The following is a 12,940-nucleotide window of genomic DNA, read 5'->3' as shown; positions in this document are numbered from 1 at the left end:
GCCCAACGATCATGAGAATCCAGTTCTGCTCCGGTGTAGTGCTCGCCGCCTTGTTGTCGGGCCTGCACGCGGCCCCGCCTGCGCCTGCCGCGGATGAGGCCGCAGCGCAGGCGACACCCCTAGACCGCCCCGCCCAGCGCTCCAGACTGGCCGCGCACGGCGCGCTGCTCGACGTCGCCGAAGCCGAAGGCCGCCTGGTCGCGGTCGGCGAGCGCGGCCACGTGCTGCTCTCCGACGACGGCGGCGCCAGTTGGACGCAGGCCGCCACGCCGGTCTCGGTCACCCTCACCGCCGTCCATTTCGCCGACCGCCAGACCGGCTGGGCGGTCGGCCACGGCGGCGTGGTGCTGCGCACGCAGGACGGCGGCAGCCATTGGACCCGCCAGACCGACGGCCGCGCGCTCGCCGCCGCGCTGACGGAAGCGCTCCGCGCTGCGCAGGCGGCGGGCAAGGCCGCGCTCGCCGACAAGCTGCAGCGCTTCATCGACGAGGGCCCGGACAAGCCGCTGCTCGACGTGCTGTTCCTCGACGGCAAGCGCGGCTTCGCCGTCGGCGCCTACGGCCTGCTGCTCGCCACCGACGACGGCGGCGAGCGCTGGCGGGTGGCCTGCGACCTGCTCGACGACGAGGAAGACCGCCACATCTACGCCATCCGCCAACTGGGCGACACGCTCCTGCTGGCCGGCGAGCAAGGGCTGCTCTACCGCTCGACCGACGGCGGCGCCAGCTTCGCGCGGCTGGCCAGCCCGGCCGAGGGGAGCTGGTTCGGCCTGGTCGGCACGGGCGACGAACTGCTGCTGCTCGGCCTGCGCGGCGCGCTGTGGCGCTCGGACGACGGCGGCGCGCACTGGCACCGCCTGCCGGTCGATACCAAGTACTCCTTCGTCGCCGGCCTCGCGCTTGCCGCCGGCAAGGGCTATCTGCTCGCCGACGACGGCGGCGGCATCTGGCGGCTCACCACTGGCGACGCCGCGCCGCGCCGGCTCGACAGCTCCGCCCGCTTCCCGCTCGCCGGCCTCGCACGCACCGCGGACGGCGGCGTGGTCGCCAGCGGCCTGCTGGGGGCGCTGCGCATTGCCCCCGGACTCTGAACGCATCACCACACGCAGGTAGAAACATGGCCGTCTCCACACAGGAATTCGAATCGATCGCCCGCCTGGAGCAGTTCGACCACCGCTCCGGCAACGCGGTCGAGCGTCTGCTGTTCAACCATCGCGGGCTGATCGTGCTGCTGTGCGCGCTCGTCACCGCCGCGCTGGCCTTCTCGGCGCTGCGCGTGCAGCTCAACGCCAGCTTCCTCAAGACCATCCCCAACCAGCACCCCTACGTCCTCAACTTCCTCAAGTACGAGAACGAGGTCAAGGGCCTGGGCAACGCGGTGCGCATCGTGGTCGAGGCCGCGCCGGGCGGCGACATCTTCACGCCGGACTACGTCGGCATCCTCAAGGAGGTCAATGACGAGGTCTATCTGCTGCCCGGCGTCGACCGCCCCTTCATGAAGTCGCTGTGGATGCCGGCGGTGCGCTGGACCGGCGTCACCGACGAGGGCTACGAGGGCGGCCCGGTGATGCCGGACGGCTACGACGGCTCGGCCGCCAGCATCGCCGCCTTCCGCGACAACGTGCTGCGCTCGGGCGAGATCGGGCAACTGGTGGCGCCGGATTTCCGCTCGTCCATCCTCTACGTGCCGCTGGTGGAGCAGGCCGGCCAGCGGCTGGACTACGGTGCGCTGTCCGACCGGCTGGAGGACATCCGCGCGCGCTACGAGGCGCGCGGCGTCCATGTCCGCATCACCGGCTTCGCCAAGGTGATGGGCGACCTCATCGCCGGCCTCTACGCCATCCTCGCCTTCTTCGCCTTCGCGCTGGCGGTGACCGCGCTGATCCTGTACGCCTTCACCCGCTGCCTGCGCAGCACGCTGCTGGTGATCGCCACGACGATGATCGGCATCGTCTGGCTCATCGGCTGCCTGCCGCTCTTGGGCTTCGAACTCAACCCGTACTCCATCCTCGTGCCTTTCCTCATCTTTGCCATCGGCGTCAGCCACGGTGCGCAGAAGATGAACGGCATCATGCAGGACATCGGCCGCGGCACGCACAAACTCATCGCCGCGCGCTACACCTTCCGCCGCCTGTTCGTGGCCGGCGCCACCGCGCTGCTGGCCGACGTGGTCGGCTTCGCCGTACTGACGATGATCGACATCCCGGTGATCCGCGAGCTGGCGCTGATCGCCAGCCTGGGCGTGGGCATCCTGATCTTCACCAACCTCGCGCTGCTGCCCATCCTGCTGTCCTACACCGGGGTGTCGCCGCAGGCGGCCGAACGCAGCCTGCGCGAGGAGCGCCTCAGCGCCTCCACGGCCGGCCGGCACGGTCTGTGGCGCTTCCTCGACCTCTTCACCCGGCGCGGTCCGGCGGCGTGGGCGATCGGCGTGGCGCTGGCGCTGGGCGTCGGCGGCTTCCTGGTGAGCAAGCAGGTGAAGATCGGCGACCTCGATGCCGGCGCGCCGGAGCTGCGCGCGGACTCGCGCCACAACCTCGACAACGATTTCCTGGTGCGCAACTACCAGGCCGGCAGCGACGTGTTCGTGGTGTTCGGCCGTACCGAACCCGGCAAGTGCGCCGATTACGACAAGCTGCTGCAGGTCGATGCGCTGGAATGGTCGCTGCGCCAGTCGAACGTGGTCGAAGGCACCAGCTCCTTCGCCGGGCTGGTGCGGCGTGCCTCGGCGGGCATGAACGAGGGCAGCCTGAAGTGGTACGACCTGGTCGCCAACCAGCACCTCATCAACGGCAGCGCCGCGCGGGCGCCGCGCGAGCTGTTCAACGCCACCTGCGACCTGCTGTCGATCTACGCCTACCTGAAGGACCACAAGGCGGATTCGCTCGACGAGGTGGTGCGCGTGGTCGAGGACTTCAGCGCGGCCAATCCGTCCGCCGGCATCCGCTTCGAGCTTGCCGCCGGCAACGCCGGCATCGAGGCGGCGACCAACCAGGTGGTGAAGTCGGCCAACAACCGCATGCTGTTCGGCGTGTATGTGGCCGTGACCCTGCTGTGCGTGATCGCCTTCCGCTCGTGGCGGGCGGTGCTGTGCGCGGTGCTGCCGCTGGTGCTGACCTCCATCCTGGTGGAAGCGCTGATGGTGGGGCTGGGGATCGGCATCAAGGTGTCGACCCTGCCGGTGATCGCGCTCGGCGTCGGCATCGGCGTCGATTACGCGCTCTACGTGCTCAGCGTCACCCAGACCTGGCTGCGCAACGGCGCGACGCTGTCGGAAGCCTACTACCGCGCGCTGGTGTTCACCGGGCGGGTGGTGATCTTCACCGGCTGCACGCTGGCGATCGGCGTCGGCGCCTGGGCCTTCTCGCCGATCAAGTTCCAGGCCGACATGGGCATCCTGCTCACCTTCATGTTCCTGTGGAACATGCTCGGCGCGCTGATCCTGATCCCCGCGCTGGCCACCTTCCTGCTGCCGGCGCGGCGCGAGGGGGTGGCGGGCGCGGCTGCGTCGCCGCCCGCGCCGGTGGCGGAAACGCCACGGCCGCCGTCGGTCGCTGCAACGGTCCAAGCTTGAGGAGGGCGCGCAAATGTACAAGCACATCCTGATTCCGATCGACGAGAGTGCGCTGTCGATGCGCGTGATCGAGCGCGGCGTGGAGCTGGCGCGGGCCTTCGGCGCGCGTGCGAGCTTCCTCTACCTGCAGCCGGACGCGCAGGACATCATCGACGGCGACGCCGGCCTGCTGCACGCGATGGCGCCGGCACTGTTCGCGCGCAAGTACCTGTGGGCCGACGGCTACGTCGAGGCCAAGGCGCGCGCATGGGCACAGATGAACGGCGTCGAGGCCGATTTCATCGGCGGCGTCAGCCGGGGCAAGGTGCACGAGGAGATCGTGGCGACCGCCGCGGCGCGCGCGGCCGACCTCGTCGTCATCGGCTCGCACGGGCGCACGACGAGGCTGCAGAAGCTGCTCGACTCGGTCACCGTGAAGCTGATCCTGAATTCACCGCTGCCGGTCTTCGTCGCCGAGACCGGCGTCGCACCGCAGACGGCCAGGGATCGGCTGATCGCCCGCTTCCGCGAGGAACACGCGGCCTGGGTGGCGCTGACCGACCGCCTGGTCGACGCGCTTGCCGCCGACGAACCCCGCATCGATGCCGCCCTGATGGACGACACCCTCGACTTCCTCGCCCGCTTCAGCAGCGAGGCGCACGGCCCCAAGGAGGCGCGGCTGCTGGCCGCGCTGGAAGCCGGTGGTGCTGCGGCCGGGCTCGCCACCATCGAGGCCCAGCACGACGAAGAGCCGCGGCGCTTCGCCGAGCTGCAGGCCGCCTGGCGCCGGCGCGGCGACGCCGGCATCGCCCCGGCGCGGGCCGCGGCGATGGCGTGGCAGGACTTCATCGTCGCCCACGTCCGCGACGAGAACCGGCTGTTGCTGCTGCGCGCCGACGACGCGCTGTCCGAGGCCGGCTGGGCGCGGCTCGGCCAGGAGATCGACGGCACCGAGCGGCCGGCGCAGCGCGAGGCGCGCGACGACGAATTCCGCCGGCTGTTCGCGCGCTTCAGGGCGGGCGAAGCCTAGGGTGCCGGGGCATCGCGGCAAAAGTGGCGCGGGGCTGGCGTTCAGGCCGCCGGAACGACGGGCGGCAGGGCGCAGCGGACGGCGATCACCTCGCGCAGCCACTGGCTGGCCGGGTCGCGGTGGAAGCGCGCGTGCCAGAACTGGTTGACGGACAGCCTGGGAAGCTGGACGGGATGGCGGGAGCAGGCCAGCGACAAGGGCGAGATGTTGGGCTGGACCAGTGCCTCGGGCACGGTGGCGATCAGGTCCGAGCCGCTGAGGAGCCGTTCGAGGCTCGCATAGTTGGGGATGCGCAGGCGCACCTTGCGCTGGATGCCCTGCTTGCCGATCAGGTCGTCGACCTGCGCGTGGCCGCTGCCGGTGCCGGTGACGAGCACGTGTTCGGCCGCCAGGAAATCGTCCAGGCTCATCGTCCGTCCGGCCAGCGGATGGTCGGGGCGGAAGACGCAGACGTAGCCCTGCCTGTAGATCTGGCGGCGGAAGAAGCCGGCTTCGAGGTTGTCGATCAGGCCGATGGCCAGGTCGATGCGGCCGGCTTCCATGCCGGCCTTCAGCGTCTCGCCGTGGTCGCGCACCACGGTGATCGACACGCCCGGCGCTTCTTCCGCCAGCACGCTCAGGAGCCGGGGCAGGATGTAGATCTCGCCGATGTCGGACATGCGGATGGTGAAGTTCCTGTCGCTCGTCGCGGGGTCGAAGGAGGCGCGCTGGCTGATCGCGTTGCCGAGCGCATCGAGCGCGGAGGAAATCGGCTCGGCGAGCTGGCGCGCATGGGCGGTCGGCTCCATGCCGGTCGAGGTGCGGTAGAACAGTTCGTCCCCAAGCAGGTTGCGCAGCCGTTTCAGCGAGCGGCTGACGGCGGGCTGGGTGAGGCCGAGCTGGTCGGCGACGCCCGATACCTTCTTTTCCTTCAGCAACAGGTCGAAGATGACCAGCAGGTTCAGGTCGAAGTTCTTCAGGTCCATGCCTCGGCGGCTCCGGTGCGGGGCGCGGCGCCGCACCGGTCGGGCGGTCGCGGAACGTCCCCGGCCGCCATCATGACGGCAGGCGCGCCTTCGGAAAAGGCGCGGCAGGCCCGCCCGGCGCCTTGCCGTGCGCACGTGCGGCGCGCGATTGCGCCGCCGGCGGCTGCATCGGGGTCCGCCGTGGCGGCGTCCGGCGTCAGACGGCGGTGAATCCTCCGTCGATGATCAGGCTGGAGGCGGTGACGAAGCGCGATTCGTCCGAGGCCAGGTACAGGATGCCGTTGGCGATGTCGTCCGGCTGGCCGATGCGGCCGATGGGGTGCAGGGCGGTGAACATCGCGATCGCGTCTTCGTCCCGCGCGGCGCCGGTGGCCAGGCGCGCCATCTCGACGCCCGACCTGGTTTCGATCAGTCCGGGATGCACGACGTTGATGCGGATGTTGTAGCCCTTCTGCCCGCAATACACGGCGGCCGACTTGGACAGCATGTTGATGCCCGCCTTCGCCGCGCAGTAGGCGGCGAGGTTGGGGGCGGCGCTGAACGCGGCCACCGAGCTGACGTTGATGATGTTGCCGCCCCCCGTGTTCTTCATCCAGCGGATGGCGGACTGGGTGCCGATGAAGGTGGCGTCCAGGTTGATCGCCATGATCCTGCGCCATTGCTCGAGGCTGACGGTCTCGATGTCGTTGTAGGTGCCGCCGCCCGCGTTGTTCACCAGGATGTCGAGGCGGCCGTGGGCTTCGTCCAGCCGGGCGAGCACCGATGCCCAGTCGTCGGGGCTGGAGGCGTCGTGGTGGCAGTAGCGGGCCTTGCCGCCCGCGGCGCGGATGCCTTCGGCGGCGGCTTCTCCGCCGGCGTCGTCGATGTCCGTGAGCAGCACCAGGGCGCCTTCGCGGGCCAGCACGGCGGCGGTGGCGCGGCCGAGGCCGTTGGCGGCGCCGGTCACGAGGGCGATCTTGCCTTCTACGCGTTTCATGTCTGTCTCCTCCTTGTCTTGATCGGATGCGTCGGAACGGCGGGCGAACGACAGAACGATCGTTCGATACGAATACCTTAATTTGCCGGAAGGCGCTTCGTCAAGACGCCCAGGGCAGAGCGCGTGATGGCTCGTTTCGTACAAAAATACTGGGAAAGCGGTTGACAAGGGCAGGCGGCATCGCAAGAATGGACACAAGAACGATCGTTCGATTTATTTCCGCGCAACGAAGCCTGGACGATCCTGCTTCAACTTTCCCGACTGCCGCGCCGGATGGGAGCGCGGCTAACATGGGCGGGCAGTAGAACGAATGATCGATACCCATCAGCCATCGAGGAAACAGAAATGTTCGAAACCCCAGCCGTCGCTGTCGCCGAGGCCGAGCCGGTCGAGCGCACCGGACGGCGAGAAGAACTGCTCCAGACCGCGGTCGATCTGTTCGCCGCCAAGGGGTTCAAGGGAACGTCGATACGCGACATCGCCTCGACGCTCGGCGTGAGCGTTTCGGTGATCTACCACTACTTCACCAACAAGGAAGGGTTGTGGTCGGCGATCCTGGACTACTCGGTGAAGGGCCTGCCCGACCGGCTGGAGAAGGCGGCGGCGGGGGGCGGCCATGCGCTCGAGCGCTTCCGCCGCGTGCTGCGCGCGCATCTGGCCGCGTCGTCGGCCTACCAGAAGGAATCCAAGATCTTCCTGATCGACTACGACCGGATGTCCGCCAGCGGCGATCAGGCGAGCAAGGCGATCCAGAAGCGGGTGCTGGACGTGTACGTGGAACTGCTCGAGGCCCTGCACGCCGAGGGGCTGGTGAAGAGCCCGCACACCAAGATCCTCGCCTTCAACGTGCTGGGCGTCGTGAACTGGTACCTGCGCTGGTATCGCTCCGACGGCCCGATGAGCCCCGAGGAGGTGTACGAGGAGATCGTGGCCTTCGTCCTCTACGGCGTGATCGGCGCGCCGCCGGGGCGGAGCTGATCCGCGGTCGTCACCCGAAAAAAAACGCAAGCAACGACCGATGACAACGGAGGAGACAAATGGGTTTTACCGTCGATATCGACACCGGCGGCACTTTCACCGATGGGTTCGTCACGTCCGGCGATGCCTTCCGCACGGTGAAGACGCCGACCACGCCGCACGACCTCACGCTGTGCTTCATGGCGTGCATCGAGGAAGCCGCCCGCGCGTTCGACCTGCCGCTGCGCGACTTCCTGTTCCGCACCGACATCATCCGGTTCTCGAACACGATAGGCACGAATTCGATCATCCAGCGCGACGGTGCCAAGATCGGCCTCATCGTCACCGCCGGCCACGAGGCGCTCGCCCCGGCGGTGGATGCGGAAGGCAAGAGCCCGCTGGTGGCGCCGGACATGGTCGCCGGCGTGGATGAGGCGATGGACGCCACCGGCCGCGCGAGGCATGCGCCGCAGGCCGGGCAGATCATGGAGGCCGCGCAGCGTCTCATCGACCGCGGGGCGCGCTGCCTCGTCGTCGCGCTCGCCAACGCGGACCTGAACCCGGCCGGCGAGCAGGCCATCCGCGAGACCATCAAGCGCGAATATCCGCGCGACTACCTCGGCTCGGTGCCGGTCTTCCTGTCGTCCGACATCGTGCAGCGCAGCGGCTACCGGGAGCGCATCAACACCGCCGTCCTCAATGCCTACATCCACGGCAAGCTCACCCGGCTGCTGTACAAGGCCGGCGAGGACCTGCGCCGCCGCCACTACCGCGGGCAACTGCTCATCGGCCACAACAACGGGGCGGTGGCGCGCGTGGCCAAGACCCGCGCCATCAACACCTACAATTCCGGCCCCGCCGCCGGCCTGCTGGGCGCGCGCGAGATCGGGGCGCTGTACGGCGCGCGCTGCGTGATCTCCGGCGACATGGGCGGCACCTCGTTCGACATCGGCTGCGTGCTCGAAGGCGAGCCGGGCTATGCCCTGCGCCCCGACGTGGAAGGCTTCGACTGCAACCTGCCCATGCTCGAGATCCGCGCGCTCGGCGCCGGAGGCGGTTCGATCGCGAGCGTGGCGGGCGGGCGCCTGCGCGTCGGCCCGCAGTCGGCGGGCGCCTTGCCCGGCCCGGCCTGCTTCGGCCTGGGCGGAACCCAGCCGACGGTGACCGACGCCAACCTCGTGCTCGGCTGGCTGGACCCGGCCTACTTCCTCGGCGGCAGCCGCAGCCTGGATGTCGACAAGGCGCGCCGGGCGATCGCCGAGCACGTCGCCGGTCCGCTCGGCATCGGCATCGAGGAAGCGGCGTGGCGGATCAGGGAAACGGTGGAGGCCGACGTCGGGCGGGAGCTGGCGCGGCTGCGCGACCAGATGGGCCCGCAGCCCGACCCGCTGATGGTGATCTACGGCGGCGCCGGCCCGCTGCACAGTTGCGCGATCGCCGAAGCCGCGGCCATCGGCCGCCTCGTGGTCACGCCCTTCTCGGCGGTGTTCTCGGCCTATTCCTCCTCGCTGATGGACGTCGGCCACCTCTACTGCCAGCGGATGGATCTCTCCCTCGCGCCGGGGCAGGACGCCGAGCCCGTGCTGCAGGCGGTGGCAAGCCTGCGGCGGCGGGCTGAGGCCGACATGCGCGGCGAAGGCTTCGAGCGCGACGGCATCCGCTGGCAGCTCGAATCCATCGTCGACGATGGCGGCGGCCGCGAGGCGCGGCTGGCTGCGCCGCTGGAGATCCTCGACGAAGCGGCGCCGCTGGAAGCCCTGCGCCGGCGTGCGGCCGCGGCGCTCGGCCTGGAGCCGGACGCCGGCGCGCGGCTGGCGACGCTGGGCGTCTTCGCCCGCTCGTCGGTGCCGCACTACCGCCAGGCCGCCCGCCCGGCGACGGAGGCGCCGCTTGCCGCCGCGCGGCGCGGCGAGCGCAAGGTGTATCTGGACCCGCGCCAGGGCGTGCGGCCGCTGCCGGTGTACGACCGCGAGCGGCTGGGGCACGGCCATGCCCTCGCCGGGCCGGCGATCGTCGAATCCCGGCAGACGACGATGGTGATCCCCGCCGGATGGACCCTGCGGGTGGACCCGTACGACAACGCCCTCATCGAGCGGAGCCGCGAATCATGAAAGTGCGCATCACCGAATACCTCGACATCGAACTCTCCACCGAGCAATGGCAGTGCAGCCGCTGCGGGCACGCGCTGGCGCCGGCCCGCAGCAACTACAAGACCGGCTGCCTCGTGGCCGAGGTGCCGATGCGCGAGGCGCATCCGCCGCTGACGCAGGGCGAAGCCTTTTCCTTCTCGCCCGATCCGGACTACTGCCGCCTGGTGGAGTTCTACTGCCCGGACTGCGGCACGCTCATCGAGAACGAGTACCTGCCGCCGGGGCATCCGCTCACCCACGACATCGAACTCGACATCGATGCGCTCAAGGCGCGTCGCGGCTGCTGAGGGCCGCACCATGGGCTATTTCGCGACCCTGGCGGCGGGCGACCGGCCCGCGGGAGCCGGCGTCCTGACCTCGCTCGAAGCGCTGGCCGCCGACATGGAGGGCGTGGCCGAAGCCGCGCTCGCCGCCGATGCGACGCGCTGGGCGAATGCGCTGCCGCGGGCGGCGCGGCTCGTCGGCAGCAAGGCGCTGGCCGTCGGCGGCGGGCCGTTCCAGGCGGTCTTGCGCGCCGCGCTGGCCGAAGGCTTCGCGCCGCCGGCCGACACGCTGGTGGACACCGTCTCCCGGCTGGCCGAGACCCAGCGCGCGGAACGGGACCTCGCCGTCCTGCTGCCGGGGCCGGGCCGGCTGCTGGCCGACGGCACGAGCGTGAACGACGTCAAGGCCGCGCTGGTCGGCCTCATGGAGCGCATATGCGCCAGCCGGCCGGCAATGGTGCTGCTCGACGAGCGGGAGGATCCCGCCCTCGACGGCACCGCCTGCCGCCGCCTGGCGGCGACCGCGAGGAACGTCGCCGACTACTACGGCGTGGCCCTGGGCCTGTGCCTGTCGCAGGTGGACGACCCGCTGGCTGCGATCGCGGCGCGGCGCGCCCTGCGCCTGGACCACCTGCTGATCGCCGACGCGGCGGCCAGCCACGCCGAATGCCTGGCGGCCGCGAGCGCCGCCGGCTGGCGCAGCCTGGGGCTGGCCGGGCCGCCGGCCGGCGTGCCGGCGGCAGAGGGCGACGGTGCCGCGCCGTGGTTCGCGATGAGCGGCGCGCAGCGCGACATCGAGGCTCTGCAGCGTGCCCTGGCCGGCGTCTAGCACAGCAATCCGAACAAAAGAAGAGCGAACACAGGAGACATGAAAATGGGATTCAACGTGGGCATCGACATCGGTGGCACCTTCACCGATTTCTGCTCGGTCGGGGAGGACGGCCGGGTCGTCGTCTACAAGACGCCGACCACGCACTACGACCTGTCGGTCGGCTTCATGCGCGGCATCAAGGAGCTGGCCCGCCGCAGCGGGCTCGGCGGCCACGACTATCTGTCGCGGGTGGAGGCGCTGCGCTACTCGACCACGGTGGGAACCAACGCGCTCATCGAGCGCAACGGCCCCAAGCTGGGCCTCATCACCACCGCGGGGTTCGAGGACACCGTCTTCATCGGGCGTTCGCGCAGTTGGGCCGACGGCGTGCCGGTGCATCAGGCGCGGGACCTCGCGCGCATCCGCAAGCCCGAACCCCTGGTCGATCCGGAGATGGTGGTGGGCGTGCGCGAGCGCATCGACTGCAACGGCAGGATCGTCACCCCGCTGTCGCGCGAGGACGTGCTGGAAAAGCTCCAGCAACTGGTGGACCGCGGCGCGATGGGCTTCGTCGTGAGCCTGATGTGGTCCTTCGTGAATCCCGCGCACGAACGCATGATCAAGGAGATCATCGAGGAGGAATACCCGGAGGACTACCTCGGGGCGATGCCGGTCACGCTGTCGAGCGAGATCTCGCCCAAGTCGGGCGAATACACCCGCACCATGACCACGGTCGTGAATGCCTACATCCACGGCATCATGGCCGACAACCTGAACCGGCTCGGCAACGAGCTGCGCGACGGCGGCTACGAGCGGCCGCTGATCCTGGTCCACAACACCGGCGGCACGAAGAAGGTGTCCCGCACCAAGGCGGTGCTGACCCACAACGCCGGCCCGGTGGCCGGCATGTACGGCTCGGTCGAGATCGGCCGGCTGGCGGGGTACGACAACATCGTGTTCACCGACATGGGGGGCACCTCGTTCGACATCGGCGTGATTGCCGGCGGCGCGCTGCGCGCCCACGACTTCATCCCCGTCATCGACCGCTGGCGCACCAACATCCCCGCCATCGAGGTCAAGTCGATCGGCGCGGGGGGCGGCTCCATCGCCTGGATCAACGAACTGATGGGCAAGGCGCTGGAAGTCGGGCCGCAGTCGGCCGGCTCCATGCCGGGGCCGGCCTGCTACGACAAGGGCGGCACGCAGCCCACCGTCACCGATGCCGACCTGGTGCTCGGCTACCTCAACCCCGACAACTACCTGGGCGGCGAGATGTTCCTCGACCCCGACCTCGCCCGCGATGCCATCGAGGAAAAGGTGGCCCGGCCGCTGGGCATCGGCGTGCTGGAGGCGGCCTACCGCATCCGCCGCCTGGTGGATGCGCGCATGGGGCAGGAGGTGTTCAACGAAGTCGCGCTCAAGGGGCACGACCCGCGCAAGTTCGCGGTGTTCGCCTGCGGCGGCGCGGGGGCGGCGCACGCGTGCGGCTTCGCGCCCTACATCGGCGCGCGCACGGTGGTCGTGCCGGCGGTGGCCTCGGTGTTCGGCGCCTTCGGCGCCTCGACCATGCAGATCCGCCAGGTATGGGACGTGTCGCGCACCCTCAAGCTGTTCCGCTGGAACGAGCAGGCATGGCTGGACGACCTCGAAGCCTTCAACCGCGTCGTGCGTGAACTGAGGGACCAGGCGGTGCGCGACCTGCGCCTGGAAGGCTTCGCCGAGGACAGCATCGACTTCCGGCTCGAACTCGACATGCGCTACGGCAGCCAGTACAACCTCACCAAGATCGAGGCGCCGCGCCTGCTGCTGCAGGGCGGGGACGACGTGCGCGAACTGTGCGAGCGCTTCACGCAGCGCTACTCCGAGATCTATTCCCCCGAGGCGGCCTTCCCGGTGGGGGGCATCAACGTCGAATGCTTCTACCTGACGGCTTCCGTCAGCCAGCCGCGCGCGCCCTTCCACCACCAGGCCGCGGCCGGCGAAGACCCCGCCGCGGCACGCAGCGGCAGCCGCCCCGCCTGCTTCGATCCCGCCGCCGGGCTGGTCGAGACCCCGGTGTTCGACTGGACCAGGCTGGCCCCCGGCCACCGCATCGCCGGCCCTGCGCTGATCGAGGCGCCCGAGACCACCTACGTGATCCTGCCGGGCTGGACCTACCGCATGGACGGCTGGCGCAACGGCGTGCTCGAGCGCGCCGAATGAGGCTCCCGCCGCCCCCGACATCGACACAAGACG

The 12,940-nt window shown here is 70.1% G+C and carries 10 protein-coding genes; 8 read left to right on the top strand and 2 right to left on the bottom strand.

Going from position 1 to position 12,940, the window contains the following annotated elements; all coding sequences use genetic code 11:
- Window positions 1–11: 11 nt before the first annotated feature.
- Genes CCZ27_RS15985 through CCZ27_RS15975 form a run of 3 tightly spaced genes read left to right on the top strand, consistent with a single transcriptional unit; the run spans window position 12 to window position 4,583 of the window.
- Entirely contained in the window at window positions 12–1,091 is a 1,080-nt protein-coding gene (locus CCZ27_RS15985; protein ID WP_096449793.1) for a WD40/YVTN/BNR-like repeat-containing protein, read from the top strand.
- Between the two features lie 26 nt (window positions 1,092–1,117).
- Window positions 1,118–3,574 (top strand): efflux RND transporter permease subunit, encoded by a 2,457-nt coding sequence (locus CCZ27_RS15980; RefSeq protein ID WP_096449791.1) that lies wholly within the window; start codon window positions 1,118–1,120, stop codon window positions 3,572–3,574.
- Window positions 3,575–3,587: 13 nt separating this feature from the next.
- Entirely contained in the window at window positions 3,588–4,583 is a 996-nt protein-coding gene (locus CCZ27_RS15975; RefSeq protein WP_096449789.1) for a universal stress protein, read from the top strand.
- A 41-nt stretch (window positions 4,584–4,624) separates the two neighbouring features.
- Here the strand turns inward: CCZ27_RS15975 and CCZ27_RS15970 are convergent, their stop codons facing one another.
- Window positions 4,625–5,548 carry a LysR family transcriptional regulator gene (locus tag CCZ27_RS15970; RefSeq protein WP_096449787.1) on the bottom strand — a complete coding sequence of 308 codons (924 nt, stop codon included), beginning with the start codon at window positions 5,546–5,548 and terminating at the stop codon, window positions 4,625–4,627.
- A 196-nt stretch (window positions 5,549–5,744) separates the two neighbouring features.
- The gene (locus tag CCZ27_RS15965) at window positions 5,745–6,524 is read right to left on the bottom strand and encodes a glucose 1-dehydrogenase (RefSeq protein WP_096449785.1); all 780 of its coding nucleotides are present in this window, start codon (window positions 6,522–6,524) and stop codon (window positions 5,745–5,747) included.
- 345 nt (window positions 6,525–6,869) lie between these two features.
- Between CCZ27_RS15965 and CCZ27_RS15960 the strand changes: the two genes are divergently transcribed.
- From CCZ27_RS15960 to CCZ27_RS15940, 5 genes are read left to right on the top strand one after another with little or no spacing between them, the layout of a single operon-like run.
- The gene (locus tag CCZ27_RS15960; RefSeq protein WP_157748610.1) at window positions 6,870–7,502 is read left to right on the top strand and encodes a TetR/AcrR family transcriptional regulator; all 633 of its coding nucleotides are present in this window, start codon (window positions 6,870–6,872) and stop codon (window positions 7,500–7,502) included.
- A gap of 59 nt (window positions 7,503–7,561) precedes the next feature.
- On the top strand, window positions 7,562–9,592 hold the full coding sequence (locus tag CCZ27_RS15955) for a hydantoinase/oxoprolinase family protein (RefSeq protein ID WP_096449781.1): 2,031 nt from the start codon (window positions 7,562–7,564) through the stop codon (window positions 9,590–9,592).
- Window positions 9,589–9,918 (top strand): acetone carboxylase subunit gamma, encoded by a 330-nt coding sequence (locus CCZ27_RS15950; RefSeq protein WP_096449779.1) that lies wholly within the window; start codon window positions 9,589–9,591, stop codon window positions 9,916–9,918. Before CCZ27_RS15955 ends, CCZ27_RS15950 begins: the two co-directional genes overlap by 4 nt.
- A 10-nt stretch (window positions 9,919–9,928) precedes the next feature.
- Window positions 9,929–10,723, top strand: a complete 795-nt coding sequence (locus CCZ27_RS15945; RefSeq protein WP_096449777.1) for a hypothetical protein — start codon at window positions 9,929–9,931, stop codon at window positions 10,721–10,723.
- A gap of 45 nt (window positions 10,724–10,768) precedes the next feature.
- Window positions 10,769–12,907 (top strand): hydantoinase/oxoprolinase family protein, encoded by a 2,139-nt coding sequence (locus CCZ27_RS15940; protein WP_198363151.1) that lies wholly within the window; start codon window positions 10,769–10,771, stop codon window positions 12,905–12,907.
- Window positions 12,908–12,940 lie beyond the last annotated feature (33 nt).

Origin of the sequence: Thauera sp. K11 (genome assembly GCF_002354895.1) — a bacterium.
In the GTDB taxonomy this organism is placed as follows: domain Bacteria; phylum Pseudomonadota; class Gammaproteobacteria; order Burkholderiales; family Rhodocyclaceae; genus Thauera; species Thauera sinica.
Note: the sequence above shows the minus strand (reverse complement) of the source record. Positions and strands in the feature narration are given on the sequence as shown.

What these genes read in the sequence shown, in the direction of transcription:
- CCZ27_RS15955 (WP_096449781.1), top strand. Translation starts at nt 7,562, where the DNA reads ATGGGTTTTACCGTCGATATCGACACCGGCGGCACTTTCACCGATGGG.
- CCZ27_RS15985 (WP_096449793.1), top strand. Translation starts at nt 12, where the DNA reads ATGAGAATCCAGTTCTGCTCCGGTGTAGTGCTCGCCGCCTTGTTGTCG.
- CCZ27_RS15975 (WP_096449789.1), top strand. Translation starts at nt 3,588, where the DNA reads ATGTACAAGCACATCCTGATTCCGATCGACGAGAGTGCGCTGTCGATG.
- CCZ27_RS15970 (WP_096449787.1), bottom strand. Translation starts at nt 5,548, where the DNA reads ATGGACCTGAAGAACTTCGACCTGAACCTGCTGGTCATCTTCGACCTG.
- CCZ27_RS15945 (WP_096449777.1), top strand. Translation starts at nt 9,929, where the DNA reads ATGGGCTATTTCGCGACCCTGGCGGCGGGCGACCGGCCCGCGGGAGCC.
- CCZ27_RS15960 (WP_157748610.1), top strand. Translation starts at nt 6,870, where the DNA reads ATGTTCGAAACCCCAGCCGTCGCTGTCGCCGAGGCCGAGCCGGTCGAG.
- CCZ27_RS15980 (WP_096449791.1), top strand. Translation starts at nt 1,118, where the DNA reads ATGGCCGTCTCCACACAGGAATTCGAATCGATCGCCCGCCTGGAGCAG.
- CCZ27_RS15940 (WP_198363151.1), top strand. Translation starts at nt 10,769, where the DNA reads ATGGGATTCAACGTGGGCATCGACATCGGTGGCACCTTCACCGATTTC.
- CCZ27_RS15965 (WP_096449785.1), bottom strand. Translation starts at nt 6,524, where the DNA reads ATGAAACGCGTAGAAGGCAAGATCGCCCTCGTGACCGGCGCCGCCAAC.
- CCZ27_RS15950 (WP_096449779.1), top strand. Translation starts at nt 9,589, where the DNA reads ATGAAAGTGCGCATCACCGAATACCTCGACATCGAACTCTCCACCGAG.